The organism is Citrobacter sp. RHB20-C16 (assembly GCF_013890155.1).
In the GTDB taxonomy this organism is placed as follows: domain Bacteria; phylum Pseudomonadota; class Gammaproteobacteria; order Enterobacterales; family Enterobacteriaceae; genus Citrobacter_A; species Citrobacter_A amalonaticus.
Genome location: NZ_CP057630.1, coordinates 4,000,294 through 4,025,304, shown reverse-complemented (window position 1 = coordinate 4,025,304; position 25,011 = coordinate 4,000,294). Strand labels below are relative to the sequence as shown.

At 54.9% G+C, this 25,011-nt stretch carries 24 protein-coding genes; 17 read left to right on the top strand and 7 right to left on the bottom strand.

Annotated elements, in window-relative coordinates:
- The first annotated feature begins 119 nt into the window (after window positions 1-119).
- The 8 genes from HVX64_RS19265 to HVX64_RS19230 all read left to right on the top strand — a co-directional run bounded on the left by HVX64_RS19265 (window position 120) and on the right by HVX64_RS19230 (window position 10,295).
- Window positions 120-698 (top strand): YecA family protein, encoded by a 579-nt coding sequence (locus HVX64_RS19265; RefSeq protein WP_125339144.1) that lies wholly within the window; start codon window positions 120-122, stop codon window positions 696-698.
- A 28-nt stretch (window positions 699-726) separates the two neighbouring features.
- The gene (pepP, locus tag HVX64_RS19260; RefSeq protein WP_042999353.1) at window positions 727-2,043 is read left to right on the top strand and encodes a Xaa-Pro aminopeptidase; all 1,317 of its coding nucleotides are present in this window, start codon (window positions 727-729) and stop codon (window positions 2,041-2,043) included.
- Complete coding sequence (ubiH, locus tag HVX64_RS19255) at window positions 2,040-3,218, top strand: 2-octaprenyl-6-methoxyphenyl hydroxylase (protein WP_044253993.1); 1,179 nt, start codon at window positions 2,040-2,042, stop codon at window positions 3,216-3,218. Before pepP ends, ubiH begins: the two co-directional genes overlap by 4 nt.
- An 88-nt stretch (window positions 3,219-3,306) precedes the next feature.
- A complete protein-coding gene (gene ubiI / locus HVX64_RS19250; RefSeq protein WP_044253996.1) occupies window positions 3,307-4,509 on the top strand; it encodes an FAD-dependent 2-octaprenylphenol hydroxylase in 1,203 nt (400 codons plus the stop codon).
- A gap of 450 nt (window positions 4,510-4,959) precedes the next feature.
- Window positions 4,960-6,054 carry a glycine cleavage system aminomethyltransferase GcvT gene (gene gcvT, locus HVX64_RS19245; protein WP_181825117.1) on the top strand — a complete coding sequence of 365 codons (1,095 nt, stop codon included), beginning with the start codon at window positions 4,960-4,962 and terminating at the stop codon, window positions 6,052-6,054.
- 25 nt (window positions 6,055-6,079) lie between these two features.
- On the top strand, window positions 6,080-6,469 hold the full coding sequence (gene gcvH, locus HVX64_RS19240) for a glycine cleavage system protein GcvH (RefSeq protein WP_042999357.1): 390 nt from the start codon (window positions 6,080-6,082) through the stop codon (window positions 6,467-6,469).
- 131 nt (window positions 6,470-6,600) lie between these two features.
- On the top strand, window positions 6,601-9,474 hold the full coding sequence (gcvP, locus tag HVX64_RS19235; RefSeq protein WP_044254003.1) for an aminomethyl-transferring glycine dehydrogenase: 2,874 nt from the start codon (window positions 6,601-6,603) through the stop codon (window positions 9,472-9,474).
- 77 nt (window positions 9,475-9,551) lie between these two features.
- Complete coding sequence (locus HVX64_RS19230; RefSeq protein WP_042999359.1) at window positions 9,552-10,295, top strand: SDR family oxidoreductase; 744 nt, start codon at window positions 9,552-9,554, stop codon at window positions 10,293-10,295.
- Window positions 10,296-10,399: 104 nt separating this feature from the next.
- Here HVX64_RS19230 and bglA read toward each other — a convergent pair whose 3' ends face one another.
- Complete coding sequence (bglA, locus tag HVX64_RS19225; protein WP_044254006.1) at window positions 10,400-11,833, bottom strand: 6-phospho-beta-glucosidase BglA; 1,434 nt, start codon at window positions 11,831-11,833, stop codon at window positions 10,400-10,402.
- A 119-nt stretch (window positions 11,834-11,952) separates the two neighbouring features.
- The gene (locus HVX64_RS19220; RefSeq protein WP_044254008.1) at window positions 11,953-12,681 is read right to left on the bottom strand and encodes a MurR/RpiR family transcriptional regulator; all 729 of its coding nucleotides are present in this window, start codon (window positions 12,679-12,681) and stop codon (window positions 11,953-11,955) included.
- 52 nt (window positions 12,682-12,733) lie between these two features.
- Here HVX64_RS19220 and yqfB point away from each other — a divergent pair, with 52 nt between their 5' ends.
- Together yqfB and HVX64_RS19210 are read left to right on the top strand one after the other, a co-directional pair.
- Window positions 12,734-13,045, top strand: coding sequence for a N(4)-acetylcytidine aminohydrolase (yqfB, locus tag HVX64_RS19215; protein WP_044254010.1), 312 nt, complete (start codon window positions 12,734-12,736; stop codon window positions 13,043-13,045).
- A gap of 162 nt (window positions 13,046-13,207) precedes the next feature.
- The gene (locus HVX64_RS19210) at window positions 13,208-13,867 is read left to right on the top strand and encodes a hemolysin III family protein (protein ID WP_042999363.1); all 660 of its coding nucleotides are present in this window, start codon (window positions 13,208-13,210) and stop codon (window positions 13,865-13,867) included.
- A gap of 80 nt (window positions 13,868-13,947) precedes the next feature.
- Here the strand turns inward: HVX64_RS19210 and ygfZ are convergent, their stop codons facing one another.
- Window positions 13,948-14,928: a tRNA-modifying protein YgfZ gene (gene ygfZ, locus HVX64_RS19205; RefSeq protein ID WP_044254013.1), complete on the bottom strand. Its 981-nt coding sequence runs from the start codon at window positions 14,926-14,928 to the stop codon at window positions 13,948-13,950.
- Between the two features lie 256 nt (window positions 14,929-15,184).
- Between ygfZ and sdhE the strand changes: the two genes are divergently transcribed.
- Complete coding sequence (sdhE, locus tag HVX64_RS19200; RefSeq protein WP_042322123.1) at window positions 15,185-15,451, top strand: FAD assembly factor SdhE; 267 nt, start codon at window positions 15,185-15,187, stop codon at window positions 15,449-15,451.
- The gene (locus HVX64_RS19195) at window positions 15,432-15,839 is read left to right on the top strand and encodes a protein YgfX (RefSeq protein WP_044254016.1); all 408 of its coding nucleotides are present in this window, start codon (window positions 15,432-15,434) and stop codon (window positions 15,837-15,839) included. Before sdhE ends, HVX64_RS19195 begins: the two co-directional genes overlap by 20 nt.
- Before the next feature lie 100 nt (window positions 15,840-15,939).
- Here HVX64_RS19195 and fldB read toward each other — a convergent pair whose 3' ends face one another.
- Entirely contained in the window at window positions 15,940-16,461 is a 522-nt protein-coding gene (gene fldB, locus HVX64_RS19190) for a flavodoxin FldB (protein ID WP_044254018.1), read from the bottom strand.
- A gap of 100 nt (window positions 16,462-16,561) precedes the next feature.
- Between fldB and xerD the strand changes: the two genes are divergently transcribed.
- From xerD to lysS, 5 genes are all read left to right on the top strand, one after another.
- On the top strand, window positions 16,562-17,458 hold the full coding sequence (gene xerD / locus HVX64_RS19185) for a site-specific tyrosine recombinase XerD (RefSeq protein WP_181825116.1): 897 nt from the start codon (window positions 16,562-16,564) through the stop codon (window positions 17,456-17,458).
- A 23-nt stretch (window positions 17,459-17,481) separates the two neighbouring features.
- Window positions 17,482-18,195: a bifunctional protein-disulfide isomerase/oxidoreductase DsbC gene (gene dsbC, locus HVX64_RS19180; protein ID WP_042999368.1), complete on the top strand. Its 714-nt coding sequence runs from the start codon at window positions 17,482-17,484 to the stop codon at window positions 18,193-18,195.
- 5 nt (window positions 18,196-18,200) lie between these two features.
- Entirely contained in the window at window positions 18,201-19,934 is a 1,734-nt protein-coding gene (gene recJ, locus HVX64_RS19175) for a single-stranded-DNA-specific exonuclease RecJ (protein ID WP_042999369.1), read from the top strand.
- A gap of 105 nt (window positions 19,935-20,039) precedes the next feature.
- A protein-coding gene (gene prfB, locus HVX64_RS19170; RefSeq protein ID WP_099433741.1) for a peptide chain release factor 2 occupies window positions 20,040-21,138 on the top strand; the annotation gives its coding sequence in 2 pieces (ribosomal slippage) (window positions 20,040-20,114 and window positions 20,116-21,138; 1,098 coding nt in all).
- Window positions 21,139-21,147: 9 nt separating this feature from the next.
- A complete protein-coding gene (gene lysS / locus HVX64_RS19165; protein WP_044254020.1) occupies window positions 21,148-22,665 on the top strand; it encodes a lysine--tRNA ligase in 1,518 nt (505 codons plus the stop codon).
- A gap of 50 nt (window positions 22,666-22,715) precedes the next feature.
- On the opposite strand, the gene idi is transcribed toward lysS, so the two are convergent.
- The 3 genes from idi to HVX64_RS19155 form a co-directional block, all read right to left on the bottom strand.
- Window positions 22,716-23,264 (bottom strand): isopentenyl-diphosphate Delta-isomerase, encoded by a 549-nt coding sequence (gene idi / locus HVX64_RS19160; RefSeq protein ID WP_181825115.1) that lies wholly within the window; start codon window positions 23,262-23,264, stop codon window positions 22,716-22,718.
- Between the two features lie 134 nt (window positions 23,265-23,398).
- Window positions 23,399-23,524 (bottom strand): hypothetical protein, encoded by a 126-nt coding sequence (locus HVX64_RS24180; protein ID WP_099433739.1) that lies wholly within the window; start codon window positions 23,522-23,524, stop codon window positions 23,399-23,401.
- Between the two features lies 1 nt (window position 23,525).
- Complete coding sequence (locus HVX64_RS19155; protein WP_044254026.1) at window positions 23,526-24,974, bottom strand: nucleobase:cation symporter-2 family protein; 1,449 nt, start codon at window positions 24,972-24,974, stop codon at window positions 23,526-23,528.
- Window positions 24,975-25,011 lie beyond the last annotated feature (37 nt).

Here is a 25,011-nt window from a genome sequence, read left to right as displayed (position 1 = left end):
GGTCCGCGAAGGGGCGACACTATAGCTACCCTGGTGTGAAGATACAAGCCCTATTCTGGTTCACCAGGGTCCAAAGTGGTAGCATACCATGAATATCCTCCCTTTGATGACGAATGCTTATGTCTATACAGAACGAAATGCCTGGTTACAGTGAAATGAACCAGTATTTGAACCAACAAGGGGCCGGACTGACCCCAGCGGAAATGCACGGTTTGATCAGCGGGATGATTTGCGGTGGTAATAACGACAGCTCCTGGCAGCCGCTGCTTCACGACCTGACGAACGAAGGGCTGGCCTTCGGTCATGAACTGGCTCAGGCGCTGCGTAAAATGCACTCCGCGACCAGCGACGCGCTGGAAGATGATGGTTTCCTTTTTCAGCTTTATCTGCCTGAAGGCGATGACGTGAGCGTTTTCGATCGTGCAGACGCACTGGCGGGATGGGTTAATCACTTCCTGCTTGGCCTCGGCGTCACGCAGCCGAAGCTTGATAAAGTGACCGGAGAAACGGGCGAAGCTATCGACGATTTGCGCAACATCGCGCAGCTCGGCTATGACGAAGAGGAAGATCAGGAAGAGCTGGAGATGTCGCTCGAAGAGATCATCGAGTATGTGCGTGTCGCGGCGCTGCTGTGCCACGATACCTTTACCCGCCAGCCGCCGACCGCACCGGAAGTGCGTAAACCGACCCTACACTAAAAAGTAAAACGATAATGGAGGCCACGTCATGACACCGCAGGAATACCAACGTCGTCGCCAGGCACTGCTTGCGCAAATGCAGCCAGGCAGCGCCGCGCTGATTTTTGCCGCGCCGGAAGTAACGCGCAGCGCGGACAGTGAATACCCGTATCGCCAGAGCAGCGATTTCTGGTATTTCACCGGTTTTAACGAACCGGAAGCCGTTCTGGTACTGATTAAAAGCGACGATACCCATAACCACAGCGTGTTGTTCAACCGCGTTCGCGATCTGACTGCAGAAATCTGGTTTGGTCGACGTCTGGGGCAAGATGCCGCGCCGGAAAAACTGGCGGTGGATCGCGCGCTGGCCTTCAGCGAAATTAATCAACAGCTTTTTCAACTACTTAACGGTCTGGACGTGGTGTATCACGCGCAGGGCGAATATGCGTATGCGGATGAGATTGTCTTCACCGCGCTGGAAAAACTGCGCAAAGGCTCACGCCAGAACCTGAAAGCGCCGTCGACCCTGATCGACTGGCGGCCGATGGTGCATGAAATGCGCCTGTTTAAGTCGCCTGAAGAGATTGCGGTGATGCGTCGCGCCGGAGAAATTACGGCACTCGCGCATACCCGGGCGATGGAGAAATGCCGTCCGGGGATGTTTGAGTATCACCTGGAAGGCGAAATTCACCACGAATTTACTCGCCACGGCGCACGCTATCCGTCCTACAACACCATTGTGGGCAGCGGTGAAAATGGCTGTATTCTGCATTACACCGAAAATGAAAGTGAACTGCGCGACGGCGATTTGGTGCTGATTGATGCAGGTTGTGAGTACCAGGGCTATGCCGGGGATATCACCCGAACGTTCCCGGTGAATGGCAAATTTACCCCGGCGCAACGTGAAATCTACGACATCGTCCTGGAATCACTGGAAACCAGCCTGCGTCTGTACCGTCCGGGCACCTCGATTCAGGAAGTCACCGGCGAAGTCGTGCGCATTATGATTACCGGGCTGGTGAAGCTGGGTATTTTGCAGGGCGAAGTGGATCAACTGATCGCCGATAATGCGCATCGTCCGTTCTTTATGCACGGTCTGAGCCACTGGCTGGGGCTGGATGTCCATGATGTCGGCGAATATGAGCAGGATCGTTCCCGCATCCTGAAGCCAGGAATGGTGATTACCGTTGAACCAGGGCTGTATATTGCGCCTGATGCCGATGTCCCGGAAGCGTATCGGGGGATCGGGATCCGTATTGAGGATGACATTCTGATCACCGAAAACGGCAACGAAAATCTGACCGCTGGCGTCGTCAAAAAGGCGGATGAGATTGAAGCGTTAATGGCGGCGGCGAAAAAGGCATGAGCGTGATCATTGTTGGCGGTGGCATGGTGGGCGCGACGCTGGCGCTGGCGATTTCCCGGTTGAGTCAGGGGATGCTGCCGGTTCATCTGATTGAAGCGACTGCCCCCGAAGCGGACAGTCATCCCGGGTTTGATGCCCGGGCGATTGCGCTCGCGGCGGGGACCTGCCAACAACTGGCACGCATTGGCGTCTGGCAGGCAATTGCCGACTGCGCCACCGCGATCAATACCGTCCACGTCAGCGATCGGGGTCATGCCGGTTTTGTGACGCTCCACGCTGAGGACTATCGCATTCCGGCGCTGGGTCAGGTGGTTGAGCTGCATGACGTGGGGTTACGCCTGTTTGCTCTGCTGCGAAAAGCGCCTGGCGTCACGTTGCACTGCCCGGATCGGGTTGCCAGCGTGTCGCGTACCGAAGACCAGGTGAATGTCACGCTGGAGACGGGCGAAACGATCGTCGGACGCGTTCTGGTGGCAGCGGATGGTACCCGTTCAGCGCTGGCCACCGCCTGCGGCGTTGACTGGCAACAGGAACCCTATGAGCAGTTGGCGGTGATCGCTAACGTCTCAACCGCCGTTGCACATAATGGCCGCGCGTTTGAACGGTTTACGGCGCATGGACCATTGGCGATGCTGCCGATGTGTGAAGGGCGCAGTTCGCTGGTGTGGTGCCATCCGCTGGAACACCGTGAGGAGATTCTGAGCTGGTCAGATGAACGTTTCTGTCGCGAACTCCAGACGGCATTTGGCTGGCGGTTGGGGAAAATCACGCACGCAGGCAAACGGAGCGCGTATCCGCTGTCGCTCACCACGGCGGCGAAGGCATTCACGCACCGTACCGTGCTGGTGGGTAACGCCGCGCAGACGCTGCATCCGATTGCAGGGCAGGGGTTCAACCTCGGACTGCGCGATGTTATGAGCCTCGCCGAAACGCTGACTGAAGCGCAGGCAACGGGCAGGGACGTCGGTGATTACGCCGTGCTCTCGCACTATCAACAGCGTCGTCAGGGGGATCGCCAGGCTACGGTCGGCGTGACGGACAGTCTGGTCCATCTGTTTGCCAACCGCTGGGCGCCGCTGGTTGTTGGGCGCAACATGGGACTGATGACCATGGAATTATGCCCTCCCGCCCGCAATGCGTTTGCGCAGCGGACGTTAGGCTGGGTGGCGCGGTAAACATCTCCAGACCGGATAAGCGAAGCGCCATCCGGTATTTATACGAACATGACGCCCGATGGCGGTTTCCGATTTCCAGGAGTAAACAGTGCAAAGTGTTGATGTAGCAATCGTGGGTGGAGGCATGGTTGGCCTGGCTGTCGCGTGCGGGTTACAGGGCAGCGGTTTACGTGTCGCTGTGCTCGAACAGCGCGAACCGCAGCCGTTGGCGATGGATGCCGATCCTGCGCTTCGCGTGTCGGCAATCAATGCCGCCAGTGAAAAACTGCTTACCCGTCTGGGCGTCTGGTCAGACATTGTGGCTCGTCGCGCCAGTTGTTATCACGGGATGGAAGTGTGGGATAAGGACAGCTTTGGCCGCATTGAATTTGATGACCAAAGCATGGGCTACAGCCATCTGGGCCATATCGTAGAGAACGCGGTGATCCATTACGCGCTGTGGCAAAAAGCGCAGCAATCCTCCGATATCACGCTGATGGCGCCTGCCGAATTGCAGCAGGTGGCGTGGGGGGAAAACGAAGCCTTCCTGACGCTGAAAGATGGCGCAATGCTCACCGCGCGTCTGGTGATTGGCGCCGATGGGGCGAATTCGTGGCTACGCAATAAGGCAGACATTCCGCTGACCTTCTGGGATTACCGCCATCATGCGCTGGTCGCGACTATTCGCACCGAAGAAGCGCACGGTGCTGTTGCCCGTCAGGCGTTTCACGGTGAAGGCATTCTGGCGTTTTTGCCGCTCAGCGATCCGCATTTGTGCTCCATCGTCTGGTCGCTTGCGCCGGAAGCGGCTGAACGGATGCAGCAGCTTAGCGATGAGCAATTTAATCAGGCACTGAACATCGCGTTTGATAATCGTCTGGGGCTGTGTCAGGTGGAAAGCGACCGCCAGGTGTTTCCGCTGACAGGGCGCTATGCGCGTCAGTTTGCCGCGCATCGTCTGGCGCTGGTGGGCGACGCTGCGCATACTATCCATCCGCTGGCCGGACAGGGCGTAAACCTCGGTTTTATGGATGCAGCAGAACTGGTGGATGAACTCAAACGTCTGCATCGTCAGGGTAAAGATATCGGTCAGTACCTTTATTTGCGTCGCTATGAGCGTAGCCGTAAGCACAGCGCCGCGATGATGCTCGCGGGCATGCAGGGATTCCGCGAGCTGTTTGCGGGGACGAATCCGGCGAAAAAACTGCTGCGTGATATAGGGCTGAAACTGGCTGATACGCTCCCGGGCGTTAAACCGCAACTTCTCCGTCAGGCAATGGGATTAAACGATCTGCCTGAGTGGCTTCGCTAAGCATTCCCTCTTTTTAAAGAATTTGAAACCCGTCACATTTCCTTCTCCCGGCGTCTTCGCCGGGAGGCTTTCCTCATTTGAAATAAACTAATTTCACTCTTCTTTTCGCATTATATTTTCTAATGTCATGATTTTCTCGCAACGCCAGTTTTGACATTTTTTTAGCGTTTAATATTGATATGTGCGGCTGTTATGGATGAGTGCTTATCATTTATCTGTATTAATGGCCTTTTCAATGGTTTTTTATGCTGATGGTGTTTTGGCGGTTTTTGGTCATAAGCTAATGTGATGGTTAATTTTGTTTTATGGTTTAGCGTGGATTTCGGTGGTAAGTTCAGGGGCAAAGAGAACGTTTGCGTCGGAGTCCAGGAGTGACGTCGATGCCGGGTTTCGTGGCGACAATTTTCGCTGCGAAAGGGTGGTCAGCCCCGCTTATTCAATGAGGACAAGATGGCTCAACAGACGCCTTTGTACGAACAACACACGCTATGCGGCGCGCGCATGGTCGATTTCCACGGCTGGATGATGCCGCTGCATTATGGTTCTCAGCTCGATGAACACCATGCGGTTCGCACCGATGCCGGAATGTTTGATGTGTCGCACATGACCATCGTCGATCTACGCGGCAGTCGCACTCGGGAGTTCTTGCGTTATCTGCTGGCGAACGATGTGGCAAAGCTCACGAAAACCGGCAAGGCGCTTTATTCCGGTATGCTTAACGCCTCGGGCGGCGTGATAGATGACCTGATTGTCTATTACTTTACCGAAGACTTCTTCCGCCTCGTTGTTAACTCCGCCACTCGCGAAAAAGACCTCTCCTGGATTACCCAACACGCTGAACCTTATGCCATCGACATTACCGTGCGTGATGACCTGTCGCTGATCGCGGTGCAGGGGCCTGACGCGCAGATGAAGGCGGCATCTCTGTTTACTGACGAGCAGCGCAAAGCCGTTGAAGGCATGAAACCGTTCTTCGGCGTGCAGGCCGGCGACCTGTTTATCGCCACGACCGGTTATACCGGTGAAACGGGCTATGAGATTGCGATGCCGAATGAAAAGGCGGCGGATTTCTGGCGTGCGCTGGTGGAAGCGGGGGTGAAACCGTGTGGTCTGGGCGCGCGCGATACGCTGCGTCTGGAAGCGGGTATGAACCTGTATGGCCAGGAGATGGATGAGGGGATCACTCCACTGGCGGCTAATATGGGCTGGACTGTTGCCTGGGAACCCGCCGATCGCGACTTTATCGGTCGTGAAGCACTGGAAGCGCAGCGTGAAAAAGGCCACGAACAGTTGGTTGGCCTGGTCATGACCGAAAAAGGTGTGCTGCGTAACGAACTGCCGGTACGTTTCACTGACGCCCAGGGTAATCAACTGGAAGGCGTTATCACGAGCGGTACCTTCTCACCGACGCTGGGCTACAGCATCGCGCTGGCGCGCGTCCCTGAGGGAATTGGCGAAACGGCCATTGTGCAGATTCGCAACCGCGAAATGCCGGTAAAAGTCACTAAACCTGTTTTTGTGCGTAACGGCAAAGCCGTCGCGTGATTCATCCTTTTCTGGAGATTGATTGATGAGCAACGTACCAGCAGAACTGAAATACAGTAAAGAACACGAATGGCTGCGCAAAGAAGCTGACGGCTCTTACACCGTTGGCATTACCGAACACGCTCAGGAACTGTTGGGCGACATGGTTTTTGTTGACCTGCCGGAAGTCGGCACGACCGTGAGCGCGGGTGATGACTGCGCGGTTGCCGAATCTGTCAAAGCCGCTTCTGATATCTATGCGCCGATCGGCGGTGAGATCGTGGCCGTTAACGATGCGCTGAGTGACTCCCCGGAACTGGTGAACAGCGAGCCGTACGCCGATGGCTGGATCTTCAAAATCAAAGCCAGTGATGAGAGCGAACTGGACTCGCTGCTGGATGCCACTGCGTACGAAGCATTGTTAGAAGACGAGTAAATCTGCCTTTGCCGGATGGCGCTGCGCTTATCCGGCCTGGAAGGCATGCGTAGGCCCGGTAAGCGTTAGCGCCACCGGGCTCGCAGACAGAGACAATCACGATTCACTGCACGTTTCAGGAACCATCGCCCATGACACAGACGTTAAGCCAGCTTGAAAACAGCGGCGCTTTCATTGAACGCCACATCGGACCGGACGCCACGCAACAGCAAGAGATGCTGAATGCCGTTGGCGCCGGGTCGTTAAACGCGCTGATCGGCCAGATTGTGCCGAAAGACATTCAGCTCGCAACCCCGCCGCAGGTGGGCGAGGCGGCGACCGAATACGCCGCGCTGGCAGAATTAAAGGCCATCGCCGGGCGTAACAAGCGCTTCACGTCATACATCGGCATGGGTTATACCGCCGTGCAACTGCCACCGGTTATCCTGCGTAACATGCTGGAAAACCCGGGCTGGTACACCGCCTATACGCCTTATCAGCCGGAAGTGTCTCAGGGCCGCCTGGAAGCGCTGCTGAACTTCCAACAGGTGACACTGGATCTGACCGGTCTGGACATGGCTTCCGCTTCGCTGCTCGATGAAGCCACTGCGGCTGCAGAAGCGATGGCAATGGCGAAGCGCGTCAGCAAACTGAAAAACGCGAACCGTTTCTTTGTTGCCGCAGATGTGCATCCGCAAACGCTGGATGTTGTTCGTACGCGTGCGGAAACTTTTGGTTTTGACGTGATTGTGGATGATGCGGCGAAAGTACTGGATCACCAGGATGTGTTCGGCGTGCTGTTACAGCAGGTGGGTACCACCGGTGAAGTCCACGACTACAGCACGCTGATTAGCGAACTGAAATCACGCAAAGTGATCGTCAGCGTTGCTGCCGATTTTATGGCGCTGGTGCTGCTGACCGCGCCGGGCAAACAGGGCGCGGACATTGTTTTCGGCTCTGCGCAACGCTTTGGCGTACCGATGGGCTATGGCGGTCCACACGCGGCATTTTTTGCAGCAAAAGATGAATTCAAACGCTCCATGCCGGGTCGTATTATCGGCGTATCGAAAGATGCGGCGGGCAATACCGCGCTGCGTATGGCGATGCAGACGCGTGAGCAGCATATTCGCCGCGAGAAAGCGAACTCCAACATTTGTACCTCACAGGTACTGCTGGCAAACATCGCCAGCCTGTATGCCGTGTATCATGGCCCGGTTGGCCTGAAACGCATTGCGAATCGTATCCACCGTCTGACCGATATCCTGGCCGTGGGTCTGCAACAAAAAGGGCTGAAACTGCGTCATGCCCACTATTTTGACACACTGTGCGTGGAAGTGGCGGACAAAGCCGCAGTGCTGGCGCGTGCGCAAGCGGCAGAAATCAACCTGCGCAGTGATATCCATAACGCAGTCGGCATTACGCTTGACGAAACCACCACCCGTGAAAATGTCTTGCAGTTGTTTACGGTTCTGCTGGGTGACGGCCACGGTTTGAACATCGACACCCTGGACAAAGAGGTGGCGCACGACAGTCGTTCAATTCAGGAAAATATGCTGCGTGATGACGCCATCCTGAGCCACCCGGTATTCAATCGCTATCACAGTGAAACTGAGATGATGCGCTACATGCACTCGCTGGAGCGCAAAGATCTGGCGCTGAATCAGGCGATGATCCCGCTGGGTTCCTGCACCATGAAGCTGAATGCGGCAGCGGAAATGATCCCAATTACCTGGCCGGAATTTGCCGAACTGCATCCGTTCTGCCCGCCAGAACAGGCGGAAGGCTACCATCAGATGATTGGTCAGCTTTCTGACTGGCTGGTCAAACTGACCGGTTACGACGCCGTCTGTATGCAGCCGAACTCTGGTGCACAAGGGGAATACGCCGGTCTGCTGGCGATCCGCCATTATCACGAAAGCCGCAATGAAGGGCATCGCGATATCTGCCTGATCCCGGCCTCTGCGCACGGGACTAACCCGGCTTCCGCACAGATGGCGGGGATGCAGGTAGTGGTCGTGGCCTGTGATAAGAACGGGAATATCGATCTTGGCGATCTGCGTGAAAAAGCCGCTCAGGCGGGCGAAAATCTCTCTTGCATCATGGTGACCTATCCGTCTACCCACGGCGTTTACGAAGAGACGATCCGCGAAGTGTGCGAGATCGTGCATCAATTCGGTGGTCAGGTTTATCTCGACGGCGCAAATATGAATGCTCAGGTGGGTATCACCTCGCCGGGATTTATCGGCGCTGACGTTTCGCACCTGAACCTGCACAAAACCTTCTGCATTCCGCACGGCGGCGGTGGCCCAGGCATGGGACCGATTGGCGTGAAATCGCACCTTGCGCCGTTTGTACCAGGCCACAGTGTGGTGCAGATTGAAGGGATGCTGACCCGTCAGGGCGCGGTGTCTGCCGCACCGTTCGGCAGCGCATCAATTCTGCCAATCAGTTGGATGTACATCCGCATGATGGGCGCCGAAGGACTGAAGCAGGCAAGTCAGGTGGCAATTCTGAATGCCAACTACATTGCCAGCCGTCTGAAAGACGCATTCCCGGTTCTGTATACCGGCCGCGATGGTCGCGTGGCGCACGAGTGTATTCTCGACATCCGTCCGCTGAAAGAAGCGACCGGTATCAGTGAACTGGATATTGCCAAACGCCTGATCGACTACGGCTTCCATGCGCCGACCATGTCGTTCCCGGTCGCGGGTACGCTGATGGTTGAGCCAACGGAATCAGAAAGCAAAGTGGAACTGGATCGCTTTATCAACGCGATGCTGGCGATTCGTGCGGAAATCGATCGCGTGCAGAGCGGCGAATGGACGCTGGAAGATAACCCACTGGTTAACGCGCCGCATACCCAAAACGAGCTGGTAGCAGAGTGGAATCACGGTTACAGCCGTGAAGTGGCGGTCTTCCCGGCGGGTGTAGCGAACAAGTACTGGCCAACCGTGAAGCGTCTTGATGACGTTTATGGCGACCGTAACCTGTTCTGCTCCTGCGTGCCGATGAGCGAATACCAGTAATTGTCCACGGTAGTAAATCATTTGTAGGCCGGGTAAGGCGAAGCCGCCACCCGGCTTTTTCATATTGGGAGAACGCTATGGGAATCGCACTGGTTACCGGCGGCAGTCGTGGCATTGGGCGGGCGACCGCGTTGCAGCTGGCAGATGAGGGTTACACGGTTGCCGTTAATTTTCATCATAATATTCGGGCTGCCACCGAGGTGGTGAATAAGATAGTCGCCGCCGGCGGGAACGCGTTTACCCTGCGTGCAGATATCAGTGACGAAGCGCAGGTCGTGGCGATGTTCGAATCGATCGACCGTGAAAATGAGCCGCTGGTGGCGCTGGTCAATAATGCCGGGATTTTGTTTGAACAAAGTACAATCGAAAACCTCTCTGCCGAGCGGATTAACCGCGTGTTGGCGACCAACGTGACGGGGTATTTCCTCTGCTGTCGCGAAGCGGTCAAGCGGATGTCGCACAAACACGGCGGTCACGGCGGGGCGATTGTGAACGTGTCGTCAGCGGCGTCGCGGCTGGGCGCGCCGGGGGAATATGTTGACTATGCGGCGTCGAAAGGGGCTGTCGATTCTCTGACGACGGGACTGGCGCTGGAGGTGGCGGCGCAGGGTATACGGGTCAACGGTGTGCGTCCGGGGCTAATTTACACCGAAATCCACGCCTCCGGCGGCGAGCCTGGACGGGTGGATCGCGTGAAGTCGATGTTACCTATGCAGCGCGGCGGACAGCCGGAAGAGGTGGCGCAGGCCATTGCCTGGCTGCTGAGCGAGAAAGCGTCGTATGTCACGGGCAGTTTTCTGGAACTGGCGGGCGGGAAGTAATGTAATGTTTGCCGGATAACGCTGCGCGATATCCGGCTTATATTCCCTTTCCCGAAAGAGCATGTAGGCCGGATAAGGCGTTTACACCGTCATCCGGCAAAAGCTCACAGCACCTCGCCGTTGCTGGCGATCACGGCTTTGTACCAGTCGAAACTCTTCTTGCGTGAACGGGACATGTCACCCGTACCGTCGTCGTGCTTGTTCACATAGATAAAGCCATAACGTTTGCTGTACTGGCCGGTGGTGAAAGAGACGCAGTCGATACAGCCCCATGGCGTGTAACCCATCAGATCCACACCGTCATACGTGACCGCCTTCATCATCTCTTCGATATGGGCGCGCAGATAGTCAATGCGGTAGTCGTCGTTAATGCTGCCATCGTCTTCTACTTTATCGTAAGCGCCAAAGCCGTTTTCAACGATGAACAACGGTTTCTGGTAACGTTCATACAGTTCGCACAGCGAGTAGCGCAGACCCACCGGGTCAATCTGCCAGCCCCAGTCGGAGGCTTTGACGTGCGGATTCGGTACGCTGCCTTCGAACCCCGAAATGGCATCGCCACTGCCGCCTTCGGCCTTCACTGCGTTGGTCATGTAGTAACTGAAGCCGAGGTAATCGCAGGTACCTTCACGCAGAATCGCGGTATCGCCGTCTTCCATTTTAATGTTAAAGCCGCGACGCTCCCACTCGTTGAGGACATAGGACGGGTAGTAACCGCGCAACTGAACGTCAGTGAAAACATAACGCTCGCGCATGGATTCCTGGGCGAACATGACGTCTTCTGGCTTGCAGGAGAACGGATACAGCGCGACCATCGCCAGCATACAGCCCACCTTCATCTCCGGATTGATGCGACGCGCCGCCTTCACGGCTAACGCGCTGGCAACAAACTGGTGGTGCAGCACCTGGTACATGGTCTCTTCCGGGTTTTCGTGCTCGGTATAAACAACGCCAGAGCAGCAATAGCCAAACAGCGGCGCACGCCAGTTGCGCTGGTTGTTGATTTCGTTGAAGGTCATCCAGTATTTGACCTTATGCTTATAGCGTTCAAACACCACTTCGGCAAAACGAACAAAGAAATCAACGACCTTGCGGTGAGTCCAGCCGCCGTACTGCTGAACCAGGTGCAACGGCATTTCAAAGTGAGAAAGGGTAATGACCGGTTCGATATTGTACTTGAGCAATTCATCAAACATGTCGTCGTAGAATTTCAGCCCTTCTTCATTTGGCTGTGTTTCGTCACCTTGTGGGAAGATTCGGGTCCAGGCGATGGACGTGCGGAAGCATTTAAAGCCCATTTCGGCAAACAGCTTGATGTCTTCTTTATAGTGACCATAAAAATCGACCGCTTCGTGGTTCGGGTAATATTTACCCGACACCACCTGCTGAGTGATTTCACGGGGTACGCCATGCGCGCCGCCGGTCAGAACGTCACAAATGCTCGGTCCTTTACCGCCTTTGCTCCAGCCGCCTTCAACCTGATGTGCAGCAACCGCGCCGCCCCAGAGAAAATCTTTTGGTAAGGTGAGTTTTTTCATCGTTGCGTCATCTCAAATTAATACAAACTGATTTGAGTCTAACAAAGGGAAGGTAAATGTCACGATATAACAAAATAGCGAAACGGTAATTTGTTACCGCCAAAAAACAGTCTGTTTTTTTACGCTATTTTTTTCGCCAGCTTTCGGCCAAGGGATTCGAGAATATAAATAACGGGAATTTGCGTGGTGATATCGTACACGCCAGCAATGCGGGTTTGCGGCACATGCCAGGAGAGATTAAAGTCCGCCAGTTTGGCGAGGCGCGAGTGTTCATGGCTGGTAATCGAAAGCACTTTGCAGTTATGCAGGCTGAACTGGCTGGCAAAGCGCAGGATCTCTTCGGTTTCGCCAGAGACCGATAACACAATCGCCAGCGCATTACGCGCCATGTCGTTCGTCACCGGGAAATAAGGATCATCAATGTGGTTGCTGAATTTCCCGACGTTTGAGAAAAAACGCGCGCCATATTTCGCCAGGGCCCCTGAGGTACCGGCACCGACAAATATAATGCGCTCGGACGATAAAATAATCTCTATAGCCTGATCGAGTAATTGATCAAATTCATCGTTATTTACCCCTTTAAAGAAACTGATAATCTCGCTGGCACCAAAATTAGCCTGTTGCGGTTCGTTCTGCTCTAAATATAATTTAAAGCGTACGCGAAATTCAGAGTAGCCTTCACAGTTAAGCTTGCGACAGAAACGCAACACGGTGGTGGTCGATACACCCGCCGCTTCAGCCAGTTCCCGAATGGTCATGTACATGACTTTGTCACGGTTCTTGATGACATAGTTGTAGACCAACATCTCAATGTTGTTGAGACTGGCGATGGCAGCGTGGGAGAACATACTCACAATGGCAATACTCACTCATCAGATTTTACCTAAAGGGAATAATAACATGCAGCCAAATGACATCACTTTTTTTCAGCGTTTCCAGGACGACATTCTGGCAGGGCGTAAAACGATCACCATTCGTGATGAGTCAGAATCTCACTTCAGGGCCGGTGACATTCTGCGGGTAGGGCGTTTCGAGGACGATGGCTACTTTTGCACGATTGAGGTGCTGGGAACGTCAACCGTCACGCTCGACACGTTGACGGAAAAACATGCACAGCAGGAAAACATGACGCTGGAGGCGCTGAAGCGGGTGATTGGCGAGATTTACCCGAATCAGTCACAGTTTTATGTGATTGATTTTAAATGTCTTTGAATTAAATGAACAACTGTTAGTTGAAAAGTGTGTTTCAACATTATGATTTATAACGGTTAGTTTAAAAATAATATTTATTTTAGCTAACAGGTGTTCACTGGAACCATTCTCAGTTACGCTAGAGACGCAATCACGAACGTGTTCGTTTCTCCGGAGTAAGTTATGGTTCAGAAGCCACTCATCGCGCAAGGATATTCACTGGCAGAGGAAATCGCCAACAGCATCAGTCATGGCATTGGGCTGGTGTTTGGTATCGTCGGTCTGGTGTTGTTGCTGGTGCAGGCGGTGGACATGAATGCCAGTGCGACAGCGATTACCAGTTACAGCCTGTACGGCGGCAGCATGATTTTGCTGTTTCTGGCGTCGACCCTGTATCACGCGATACCACATCAGCGGGCGAAGATCTGGCTGAAAAAATTCGACCACTGTGCGATTTACCTGCTCATTGCCGGGACCTATACGCCGTTTCTGCTGGTTGGGCTAAATTCACCGCTGGCGCGTGGGCTAATGATCGTGATCTGGAGTCTGGCGCTGCTCGGCATTTTATTCAAACTGACGATAGCCCACCGGTTTAAAGTGCTGTCGCTGGTGACCTATCTGACGATGGGGTGGCTGTCACTGATTGTGGTGTATCAACTGGCGATCAAACTGGCGGTGGGCGGCGTAACGCTACTGGCCGTAGGCGGTGTGGTCTATTCGTTGGGAGTGATTTTCTACGTCAGTAAGCGTATTCCCTACAACCATGCTATCTGGCACGGGTTTGTGCTGGGCGGCAGCGTATGCCACTTTCTGGCCATCTATTTGTACGTAGGACAGGCGTGATGTGATGCTTTACCGTCTTATCCGGACTACGACTTTTCCCCGTAGACCGGATAAGCGAAGCGCCATCAGGTGCTGATGAATTACTCTTCCAGTGAATAGGGCAGCGGTTCGATGTGCAACGTGTTGGCATCGTCGCGCACGCGGAATACGCTGTCGGCCTCCATATCGTTGTTCATCACCACCTGTACCCGTAGCTGACCGTCATCCAGTTGCACTGCCGCGAGGACGGTGCCAGTACGACGCCAGTTCTCACCCATTTTCATTTCAAGATCGTCACCCGCTTCCGGTACACGACTGGCCTTACCCGCCAGAGACCATAACGCGCGTTTGTTCGCCCCGCGGAATTTCGCTCGCGCCACCATCTCCTGACCGGTATAGCAGCCTTTCTTAAAGCTGATACCGCCCAGCGCCTGGAGATTAGTCGCCTGCGGGATAAACTGCGCGCTGTTTGCTGAATCAATCACCGGCAGACCGGCCTCAATATCCAGTGCCAGCCATTGCTGACTGTTATTCAGTTCGGCTTCACCACGCAGTTTTTCGGTTACGGTTTCCGCGGTTGCCACATCGGTAACCAACAGGAAGCGTTCTACCGGATGTTCAAACCACAGCAGGGTCGTCGCTCCTTCACGCGTGACAGGCTTTTCGCTGTCGGGCAGTTCGCTGAACAGATTCACCAGTGCGGCACGCGCCTGGAAACCCGCCACACCCAGCAGTATGCGTTCGTCGTCTGGGGCAATCGTCACTTTCGAGAACACAGCGTATTTTTTCAGTTCGCCTACCTGCGCATCACGCAGACTACGGCGTTCAATCCAGGCAAAACCGTCGCCGTCGCGGAACAGCCGCAGGTTGCTCCACATTTTTCCTTTAGCGTCGCAGTGGGCGGCCAGGACGTGTTGGTGTTCAGTCAGTTGACTCACGTCAGCTGTCACCTGACCCTGGATATACTTCTCGCTGTCAGCCCCGGTAATCGTGGCCAGCGCCCAGTCATCTAACGTCATCAGCGTCACGGGCAAACGCGCTGAAGCTGAGGGTTGACGAGGTGGAAATGGAGTAAATGCCATAAAAATGTCCTGATTTGCTTAACGCAGTGATAATGACTAATGGTAAAAGAGCTATGGCCCAATGCAAGCGCTTTGATAGTCCCATTTGTGCCTTATCTTACAGATTGCGAGGCGGCATCCAGAAAACATGAACCCATTGACTTATTGGGGATTTAATTAGCGATCGCGCTTGTGGTTACGGATATTCCCGCAAAACAGGATGAAAAACACGTTACAATAGCCGGGTAGTTCATTTGAGTGAGACAGGAAGAAGAACATGGATATTAACAATAAAGCACGTATTCACTGGGCATGCCGACGCGGTATGCGTGAACTCGATATTTCCATCATGCCGTTTTTCGAACATGAATACGACACGTTGAGTGATGATGAAAAACGTATTTTTATCCGCCTGCTGGAGTGTGATGACCCGGATTTATTCAACTGGTTGATGAATCACGGTAAACCGGCAGATGCTGAACTGGAGCAGATGGTACGACTCATCCAGACACGGAATCGGGATCGTGGTCCTGTGGCAATCTGATCTCCGCGTCTCATGGCGCGCACAGTGGCTATCACTCCTTCTGCATGGGCTGGTGGCCGCGGCGATTCTATTAATGCCATGGCCGCTGAGCTACACGCCGCTGTGGTTGATACTGCTTTCGCTGGTGGTATTTGACTGTGTCCGCAGCCAGCGGCGAATTAACGCCCGTCAGGGAGAGGTCAAACTTCTGATGGATGGACGACTCCGCTGGCAGGGGCAGGACTGGCTTATCGTCAGTGCACCGTGGATGATCAAAACCGGCATGATGCTGCGCTTGCGCTCAGAAACCGGTAAACGCCAGCATTTGTGGCTCGCGGCTGACAGTATGGATAAGGCGGAATGGCGGGATTTACGCCGCCTGATGATGCAACCGTCGACGCAAGGGTAGTGCCGACGAATGCCTGATGGCGGGCAGCTTTAAGGCCTACGATGCGGTGTGTCATGTAGGCCGGATAAGGCGTTCACGCCATCATCCGGCAAAACGGTTATCAGGAATAGTGCTCGGCCATTTCACCGAGAATCTGCTCGCACCACGCCTGAATACGCTCATCGCTGAGATCGTATTGATTGGTTTCATCCAGTGCGAGACCGACGAACAACTGCCCATCGGCAATAACCGGTTTAGGGCTGGTGAACTCGTAGCCTTCGGTAGGCCAGTAACCGACGAATTTGACGCCTTTGGTCGACAGTTTGTCATGCAACATGCCCAACGCGTCAAGGAACCACTCGCCGTAGCCTAACTGGTCGCCCATACCGTAAAGCGCGACAATTTTGCCTTCGAGGTTGAGTTCGTCCAGTTGATCCCAGACGGCTTCCCAGTCCTCCTGAATTTCACCGAAATCCCAGGTGGGAATGCCTAAGATCAGTACATCGTACTGCTCCATCAGGGTCGGGGCATCATCTTTCAGATTATGCAGCGTCACCAGTTCCGGGCCGATGATGTCACGAATTTTCTCCGCAGCCATCTCGGTGTAGCAGGTGCTGGAACCGTAAAAAAGACCAATATTCATCGCGTAAACGTCTCAATACTTGCTATGACTTTGCGCGTAGTGTACCAGAAACCCGTATCATTGAGTCATAATGGCAGACTGCAGAATCAAAGGAGCAGATGTGGAACAGGATCTTGCGCGCATCGAACAATTCCTTGATGCGCTCTGGCTGGAGAAAAATCTGGCGGAAAATACGCTGAGCGCCTATCGCCGCGATCTGACCATGCTGGTGGAGTGGCTCGCGCACCGTCAGGTGTCGCTGGAAACCGCGCAAAGTGACGATCTGCAGGCCTTGCTGGCCGAGCGGATGGACGGTGGGTATAAAGCTACCAGTACCGCACGACTGCTGAGCGCGGTGCGGCGGCTATTCCAGCATCTTTACCGCGAGAAAATTCGCACCGACGATCCAAGCGCGACGCTGGCATCGCCCAAGCTCCCGCAGCGTCTGCCGAAGGATCTCAGTGAAGCGCAAGTAGAACGGTTATTACAAGCTCCCGTGGTTGACCAACCGCTGGAGTTACGCGATAAAGCCATGCTTGAGATTTTATATGCCACCGGACTGCGCGTGTCTGAACTGGTCGGACTGACGATGAGCGATGTCAGCTTGCGTCAGGGCGTAGTGCGGGTGATTGGTAAAGGCAATAAAGAGCGTCTCGTGCCATTGGGCGAAGAGGCGGTGTACTGGCTGGAGACGTATCTGGAACATGGGCGTCCGTGGCTGCTGAACGGCGTGTCGATTGACGTGCTGTTTCCCAGCCAGCGCGCGCAGCAGATGACGCGCCAGACCTTCTGGCACCGCATTAAGCACTATGCCGTCTTAGCGGGAATCGACAGTGAAAAGCTGTCGCCGCACGTTTTACGCCACGCATTTGCCACGCATTTGCTCAATCATGGCGCCGATTTACGCGTGGTGCAGATGTTGCTGGGTCACAGCGATCTCTCCTCCACGCAGATTTATACACATGTTGCGACAGCGCGCCTGCGTCAACTTCATCAACAGCATCACCCAAGAGCGTGAATGCTGAGCGAACAGGAAAGGTTATGAAAAAAGGTTTAATGCTGTTTACCCTGCTGACCACTGCGTTTTCCGGCCTGGCACACGCCGACGACGCCGCGATCCGTCAGTCTCTGACGAAACTGGGCGTGCAGAGCACGGATATTCAACCCGCCCCGGTTGCCGGGATGAAAACGGTGCTGACCAACAGCGGCGTGCTGTATGTGACTGAAGATGGTAAACACATCATTCAGGGGCCAATGTACGATGTCAGCGGCGCGACGCCAGTCAACGTGACCAACCAGCTGCTGATGAAGCATCTGAACGCGCTGGAAAACGAAATGATCGTCTATAAGGCGCCGCAGGAAAAACACGTCATTACCGTCTTTACCGATATCACCTGCGGCTACTGCCACAAGCTGCATGAAGAGATGAAGGACTACAATGCGCTGGGCATTACCGTGCGCTATCTCGCCTTCCCGCGTCAGGGACTGGATAGTCAGGCCGAGCAGGATATGAAGTCAATCTGGTGCGCGCAAGACAAAGCCAAAGCGTTTGACGACGCGATGGCAGGCAAAGGCGTGAAAGCGGCGACCTGCGAGGTGAACATCGCGGATCACTATGCGCTGGGCGTACAGTTTGGCGTAAGCGGTACACCGGCGATTGTGCTGAGCAACGGCTATGTCGTGCCAGGCTATCAGGGACCGAAAGAGATGAAAGCGTTTCTTGACGAGCACCAAAAACAGACCAGTGGTAAGTAATTCGCGTGAAACAACAGATACAACTTCGTCGGCGGGAAGTCGATGAGTCGGTAGAACTGCCTGCCGACCTTTCGCCGCTGCTACGTCGCCTGTATGCCAGTCGTGGCGTACGCAGTGCTCAGGATCTTGAGCGCAGCGTCAAAGGCATGCTGCCATGGCAGCAACTGAGCGGCGTCGAAAAAGCGGTCGAAATTCTCTATAACGCCTTTCGCGAGGGGACGCGCATCATTGTTGTCGGCGATTTCGATGCGGATGGGGCGACCAGTACCGCCCTGAGCGTGCTGGGTATGCGCGCTCTGGGCTGCGATAACATCAGCTACCTCGTGCCAAACCGCTTTGAGGATGGTTACGGCTTAAGTCCGGAAGTGGTCGATCAGGCCCATGCGCGTGGCGCGCAGCTGATCGTCACCGTCGATAACGGTATCTCTTCCCATGCCGGTGTGGATCACGCCAGGGCGCTGGGGATCCCGGTCGTGGTCACCGATCACCACCTGCCGGGCGAGACGCTGCCCGCCGCCGAAGCCATCATCAACCCGAATCTGCCCGATTGTGATTTCCCCTCGAAATCGCTGGCCGGTGTGGGCGTGGCGTTTTACCTGATGCTCGCCCTGCGTACCTTCCTGCGCGACAAAGGCTGGTTTGACGAACGCGGCATTGCGCCGCCAAACCTGGCGGATCTGCTCGATCTGGTCGCGCTGGGCACTGTGGCGGACGTGGTGCCGCTGGATGCCAACAACCGAATCCTCACCTGGCAGGGCTTAAGCCGCATTCGTGCCGGGAAATGCCGTCCGGGGATCAAAGCGTTGCTGGAAGTGTCCAACCGTGATGCGCAAAAACTCGCCGCCAGCGATTTAGGGTTTGCGCTTGGCCCGCGTCTGAATGCGGCGGGTCGGCTGGATGATATGTCCGTCGGCGTGGCGCTGCTGTTGTGCGATAACATTGGCGAAGCGCGGGTACTGGCTAACGAACTGGATGCGTTAAACCAGACCCGTAAAGAGATTGAACAGGGAATGCAGGCGGAAGCGCTGACCCTGTGCGAGAAGCTGGAACGCAGTCGCGAAACGCTGCCCGGAGGTCTGGCGATGTATCATCCTGAGTGGCATCAGGGGGTGGTCGGGATCCTCGCCTCGCGCATTAAAGAGCGTTTTCACCGCCCGGTGATCGCTTTCGCACCGGCTGGCGATGGCACGCTAAAAGGCTCCGGACGTTCCATTCAGGGACTGCACATGCGTGATGCGCTGGAGCGGCTGGATACGTTGCATCCGGGGTTGATGATTAAATTCGGCGGCCATGCGATGGCGGCGGGACTGTCGCTGGAAGAGGCAAAATTCGACCTGTTCCAGCAGCGTTTTGGCGAGCTGGTCACGGAATGGCTGGATCCCTCGCTGTTACAGGGGGAAGTGGTCTCTGACGGCCCGCTCAGCGCCGCGGAGATGACGATGGAGGTTGCGCAACTGCTGCGTGATGCCGGTCCGTGGGGGCAAATGTTCCCGGAACCGCTGTTTGACGGGCGTTTTCGCCTGCTTCAGCAGCGTCTGGTTGGCGAGCGACATTTGAAAGTGATGGTCGAACCCGTTGGCGGAGGACCGCTGTTAGACGGCATCGCCTTTAACGTCGACACTGCCTGCTGGCCGGATAACGGCGTGCGCGAAGTCGAGCTGGCCTACAAACTGGATATTAACGAATTTCGCGGCAACCGCAGTTTGCAGATCATCATCGATAATATCTGGCCCGTGTAATCTGACCAATTTCCCGTCACTATTCTCTATAAATAAGCGCGTGGATTGGGTACAATCCCGCTCTTATCACCGCATTTTGACAAGTCCAATAAAAGAAATCAGACCATGTTTGAAATTAATCCGGTAAAAAACCGCATTCAGGACCTCACGGAGCGCTCTGACGTTCTTAGGGGGTATCTTTGACTATGATGCCAAGAAAGAGCGTCTGGAAGAAGTAAACGCCGAGCTGGAACAGCCTGACGTCTGGAACGAACCCGAACGCGCACAGGCGCTGGGTAAGGAACGTTCCTCGCTTGAAGCGATTGTCGACACCCTCGACCAAATGTCTCAGGGTCTGGAAGATGTTTCCGGCCTGCTGGATCTGGCTGTAGAAGCCGACGACGAAGAAACCTTTAACGAAGCCGTTGCTGAACTCGATACGCTTGACGAAAAACTAGCGCAACTGGAGTTCCGCCGTATGTTCTCCGGCGAATATGACAGCGCCGATTGCTACCTCGATATCCAGGCCGGTTCCGGCGGTACTGAAGCGCAGGACTGGGCAAGCATGCTGGAGCGTATGTATTTGCGCTGGGCAGAAGCACGCGGCTTCAAGACCGAAATTATTGAAGAGTCAGAAGGGGAAGTGGCCGGGATCAAGTCCGTGACCATTAAGATTTCTGGCGAATATGCCTACGGCTGGCTGCGTACGGAAACCGGCGTTCACCGTCTGGTGCGTAAGAGCCCGTTCGACTCCGGTGGTCGTCGCCATACCTCGTTTAGCTCCGCGTTCGTTTACCCGGAAGTGGATGACGATATTGATATCGAAATCAACCCGGCGGACCTGCGTATCGACGTGTATCGCGCATCCGGTGCGGGCGGTCAGCACGTTAACCGTACGGAATCCGCGGTGCGTATTACCCACATCCCGACCGGGATTGTGACGCAGTGCCAGAACGACCGCTCCCAGCACAAGAACAAAGACCAGGCCATGAAGCAGATGAAAGCGAAGCTTTATGAACTGGAAATGCAGAAGAAAAACGCTGAGAAGCAGGCGATGGAAGACACTAAATCCGACATCGGCTGGGGAAGCCAGATCCGTTCTTACGTCCTTGATGACTCCCGCATTAAAGACTTGCGTACCGGGGTTGAAACCCGCAACACGCAGGCGGTGCTGGATGGCAGCCTGGATCAATTTATCGAAGCAAGTTTGAAAGCAGGGTTATGAGGAACCAACATGTCTGAACAACACGCACAGGGCGCTGACGCGGTAGCCGATCTTAATAACGAACTGAAAACGCGTCGTGAGAAACTGGCTGGCCTGCGTGAGCAGGGTATCGCCTTCCCGAACGATTTCCGTCGCGATCACACCTCAGACCAACTGCATACTGACTTCGATGCGAAAGAGAACGAAGAGCTGGAAGCGCTGAACATCGAGGTGTCCGTTGCAGGCCGCATGATGACCCGTCGTATCATGGGGAAAGCGTCCTTTGTGACGTTGCAGGACGTGGGTGGCCGCATTCAGCTGTACGTTGCCCGTGACGATCTGCCGGAAGGTGTTTACAACGAGCAGTTCAAAAAATGGGATCTCGGCGACATCCTCGGCGCCAAAGGAAAGCTGTTCAAAACCAAAACCGGCGAACTGTCTATCCATTGCACCGAATTGCGTCTGTTGACCAAAGCGCTGCGTCCGCTGCCGGATAAATTCCACGGTTTGCAGGATCAGGAAGCGCGTTATCGTCAGCGCTATCTGGATCTCATCTCTAACGATGAATCCCGCAACACCTTTAAAGTGCGTTCTCAGATCCTGGCAGGCATCCGCCAGTTCATGGTCGGTCGCGGCTTTATGGAAGTTGAGACCCCGATGATGCAGGTGATCCCAGGCGGCGCGTCTGCGCGTCCGTTTATCACCCATCACAATGCGCTGGATCTGGACATGTACCTGCGTATTGCGCCGGAACTGTACCTGAAGCGTCTGGTGGTTGGCGGCTTCGAGCGCGTATTCGAAATCAACCGTAACTTCCGTAACGAAGGGATCTCCGTGCGTCATAACCCAGAGTTCACCATGATGGAACTCTACATGGCCTATGCGGACTATAAAGATCTGATCGAACTGACCGAGTCTCTGTTCCGTACGCTGGCGCAGGACGTGTTGGGTAAAACGGAAGTGCCTTACGGCGATGAAGTGTTCGACTTCGGCAAACCGTTCGAAAAACTGACTATGCGCGAGGCTATCAAGAAATACCGTCCGGAAACGGAAATGGCTGAACTGGATAACTTCGACTCCGCCAAAGCGATCGCTGAATCTCTCGGTATCAAGGTCGAGAAGAGCTGGGGTCTGGGCCGTATCGTGACGGAAATTTTCGAAGAAGTGGCCGAAGCGCATCTGATTCAGCCGACGTTCATTACCGAATACCCGGCAGAAGTGTCTCCGCTGGCGCGTCGTAATGACGAGAACCCGGAAATCACCGATCGCTTTGAGTTCTTCATCGGCGGTCGTGAGATCGGTAACGGCTTTAGCGAGCTGAACGATGCGGAAGATCAGGCGCAGCGCTTCCAGGATCAGGTTGACGCGAAAGCGGCGGGCGACGACGAAGCGATGTTCTTCGACGAAGACTACGTCACCGCGCTGGAGCACGGTCTGCCGCCGACCGCGGGTCTGGGTATTGGTATCGACCGTATGGTGATGCTGTTCACCAACAGCCACACCATCCGTGATGTGATCCTGTTCCCGGCGATGCGTCCGGTCAAATAAGCTTCACGGCGACGGCTAATAAAAAACCCCGGCTGCCATGCCGGGGTTTTTTATTTCTGACGGCTAAAGTTAAGGAGTAACGCTCGCGCCGTATCGTTTGACGCCTGCATCACCATCCACGGGCTGAAAGCCCACGGCGTCGCGTCAATTCCGCGTAAAACCGCCTCCAGATCGCTCCACTGATAATCCATCACTTCATCGCGATTGACCTGCAGTTCACTGGTCACCCGTGCTGCATAGACCGGGCAGACCCCATTCTCGACGATCCCACTGGGATCGGTCGCGCGATAGCGAAATGCCGGGTAGACGGGAGTCAGACTGGCAATCTCTACGCCCAGCTCATAACGACAGCGGCGGATAACAGCCTCTTCGTGACTTTCACCTTGTTGAGGGTGGCCGCAGACCGAGTTAGTCCAGACGCCTGGCCACGCTTTTTTTTCCAGCGAACGGCGAGTCACCAAAAGCTGTCCCTCTGTATTGAACAGCCAGGAGGAGAAGGCGAGATGCAATGGTGTGTTAACGGTGTGGGCGGTATATTTTTCCAGCGTGCCGGAAGGGGTGTCCTGTGCATCCAGTAAAATGACGTGTTCCTGTCGCATAATGTCTCACTGTCAATCTCAAGCGCACACCAGTATATGAGATCTCACGATGAAATGATTAACGCCGGGAGCGTTTAACACAGGAATGTGACATCCGCATCTTGCGGTACGGATGTCGGGAGCGGGGCGTGATTTTAGAAAAACAGCAGCATAAACCGGAAGCGACTTTCGATACCCAGCGCAATGCCGTCAGAAATGGCGGGTATCGACATCAGCATGAGCAACAGCAAGGTAATCAGGCAGCGCCAAAAGAGATTCATACTATTCATCCTGCTGATTTTTTTTCAGCTTACGCATCAGTAACCACATTCGAACCGTTCTGACCTTCAGGTTTTTATCCGAGACGGATTCCTGCACCAGCCCGGTATGGTGGTGGTAGCCATTGAAAAACAGATTCAGTACGACAGCGCTGAAGGTGGCAAGCATAATTCCGCTGTGCAGTAACGGCTGGAGAACGGCAGGCAGGCGAGAGAAAAAGTCATGCGATAACGTCGGCGTCATGCCGACGCCCAGGCTGATGGCCACAATGTAGAGGTTGTAACGGTTCGTGTTGTAATTGCAGCGCGAGAGAATGCGGATCCCGGTTGCCAGTACCATACCAAACATCACCAGACCCGCGCCGCCGAGGACGAACTGCGGAATGGAGGCGACCAGAACCGCCATTTTCGGCACCATGCCAAACAAAATTAAGATGACGCCGGAAGCGATGCAGACCCATCGACTGTGCACGCGCGTGACGCTGACCAGGCCAACGTTTTGGGAAAATGAGGTGTGGGGAAAGCTGTTAAACAGTCCGCCAATCATTGTCCCGACGCCATCCACGCGCAGGCCGCGAATGATATCCTGCGATGAGAGTTTGCGACCGACGATTTCGCCGAGCGCCAGGAACATCCCCATCGATTCAATAAACACAATGATTAACACAGCCGTCATGGTCAGAATCGACACCGGATCAAAGACAGGGGTGCCGAAGGCCATCGGTGTGACAATCGCGAACCACGAGGCATCGTGCAGGCCTGACAAATTCACTTCATTCATCATCCATGACAACGCAAAGCCAAAGATGATCCCCAGCAGGACCGCGACGTTGGACATGAAGCCTTTGGCAAATCGGGTGATTAATAAAATAAAGATTAAGACCGCAAATGAAATCCCTAAATAGACCGGATTCCCATACTCAGGATTACCTTTTCCGCCTGCAGCCCAGTCAACGCCCACCTGAATAATGCTCAGACCAATCGAGGTGATCACCACGCCCGTTACCAGCGGTGGAAATAAGGGCATCAGGCGACCGACAAGCGGCGCTAAGAGTGTGGTGATCGCGCCAGCGGCAATGGTTGAGCCAAAAATGCCCAACAGACCGATATCCGGATTGATGCCAATCGCAATCATCGGCGTCACCGCGGCAAACGTCACCGACATAATCACGGGCAGGCGAATCCCCATAAAGCGACCGATGCCAATACATTGCAGCAGGGTCACGATCCCGCAGCAGAAGAGATCCGAGCTGATTAACAGCGCAATAGCTTCTTTGCTGAGGCCGAGTCTGTCGCCAATCATCAGCGGTACAGCGACCGCGCCCGCGTACATGACCAGCACATGTTGCAGACCGAGGACGACCAGCTTGCCAGGCGATAATATACGGTCGACCTCATCGGTGGCGCGGCCCTGCCCCGACGGTGAGGGAAGTTGGGAATCTATGGCGCTCATGCGTTTTCTCCTGAATGGCGAGGCCGATAGAACAGCT

What these genes read in the sequence shown, in the direction of transcription:
- HVX64_RS24180 (WP_099433739.1), bottom strand. Translation starts at nt 23,524, where the DNA reads ATGAATCTCTTTTGGCGCTGCCTGATTACCTTGCTGTTGCTCATGCTG.
- HVX64_RS19210 (WP_042999363.1), top strand. Translation starts at nt 13,208, where the DNA reads ATGGTTCAGAAGCCACTCATCGCGCAAGGATATTCACTGGCAGAGGAA.
- gcvH (WP_042999357.1), top strand. Translation starts at nt 6,080, where the DNA reads ATGAGCAACGTACCAGCAGAACTGAAATACAGTAAAGAACACGAATGG.
- sdhE (WP_042322123.1), top strand. Translation starts at nt 15,185, where the DNA reads ATGGATATTAACAATAAAGCACGTATTCACTGGGCATGCCGACGCGGT.
- dsbC (WP_042999368.1), top strand. Translation starts at nt 17,482, where the DNA reads ATGAAAAAAGGTTTAATGCTGTTTACCCTGCTGACCACTGCGTTTTCC.
- lysS (WP_044254020.1), top strand. Translation starts at nt 21,148, where the DNA reads ATGTCTGAACAACACGCACAGGGCGCTGACGCGGTAGCCGATCTTAAT.
- gcvP (WP_044254003.1), top strand. Translation starts at nt 6,601, where the DNA reads ATGACACAGACGTTAAGCCAGCTTGAAAACAGCGGCGCTTTCATTGAA.
- HVX64_RS19220 (WP_044254008.1), bottom strand. Translation starts at nt 12,681, where the DNA reads ATGTTCTCCCACGCTGCCATCGCCAGTCTCAACAACATTGAGATGTTG.
- pepP (WP_042999353.1), top strand. Translation starts at nt 727, where the DNA reads ATGACACCGCAGGAATACCAACGTCGTCGCCAGGCACTGCTTGCGCAA.
- bglA (WP_044254006.1), bottom strand. Translation starts at nt 11,833, where the DNA reads ATGAAAAAACTCACCTTACCAAAAGATTTTCTCTGGGGCGGCGCGGTT.
- HVX64_RS19230 (WP_042999359.1), top strand. Translation starts at nt 9,552, where the DNA reads ATGGGAATCGCACTGGTTACCGGCGGCAGTCGTGGCATTGGGCGGGCG.
- yqfB (WP_044254010.1), top strand. Translation starts at nt 12,734, where the DNA reads ATGCAGCCAAATGACATCACTTTTTTTCAGCGTTTCCAGGACGACATT.
- HVX64_RS19265 (WP_125339144.1), top strand. Translation starts at nt 120, where the DNA reads ATGTCTATACAGAACGAAATGCCTGGTTACAGTGAAATGAACCAGTAT.
- HVX64_RS19155 (WP_044254026.1), bottom strand. Translation starts at nt 24,974, where the DNA reads ATGAGCGCCATAGATTCCCAACTTCCCTCACCGTCGGGGCAGGGCCGC.
- fldB (WP_044254018.1), bottom strand. Translation starts at nt 16,461, where the DNA reads ATGAATATTGGTCTTTTTTACGGTTCCAGCACCTGCTACACCGAGATG.
- ubiH (WP_044253993.1), top strand. Translation starts at nt 2,040, where the DNA reads ATGAGCGTGATCATTGTTGGCGGTGGCATGGTGGGCGCGACGCTGGCG.
- idi (WP_181825115.1), bottom strand. Translation starts at nt 23,264, where the DNA reads ATGCGACAGGAACACGTCATTTTACTGGATGCACAGGACACCCCTTCC.
- gcvT (WP_181825117.1), top strand. Translation starts at nt 4,960, where the DNA reads ATGGCTCAACAGACGCCTTTGTACGAACAACACACGCTATGCGGCGCG.
- ygfZ (WP_044254013.1), bottom strand. Translation starts at nt 14,928, where the DNA reads ATGGCATTTACTCCATTTCCACCTCGTCAACCCTCAGCTTCAGCGCGT.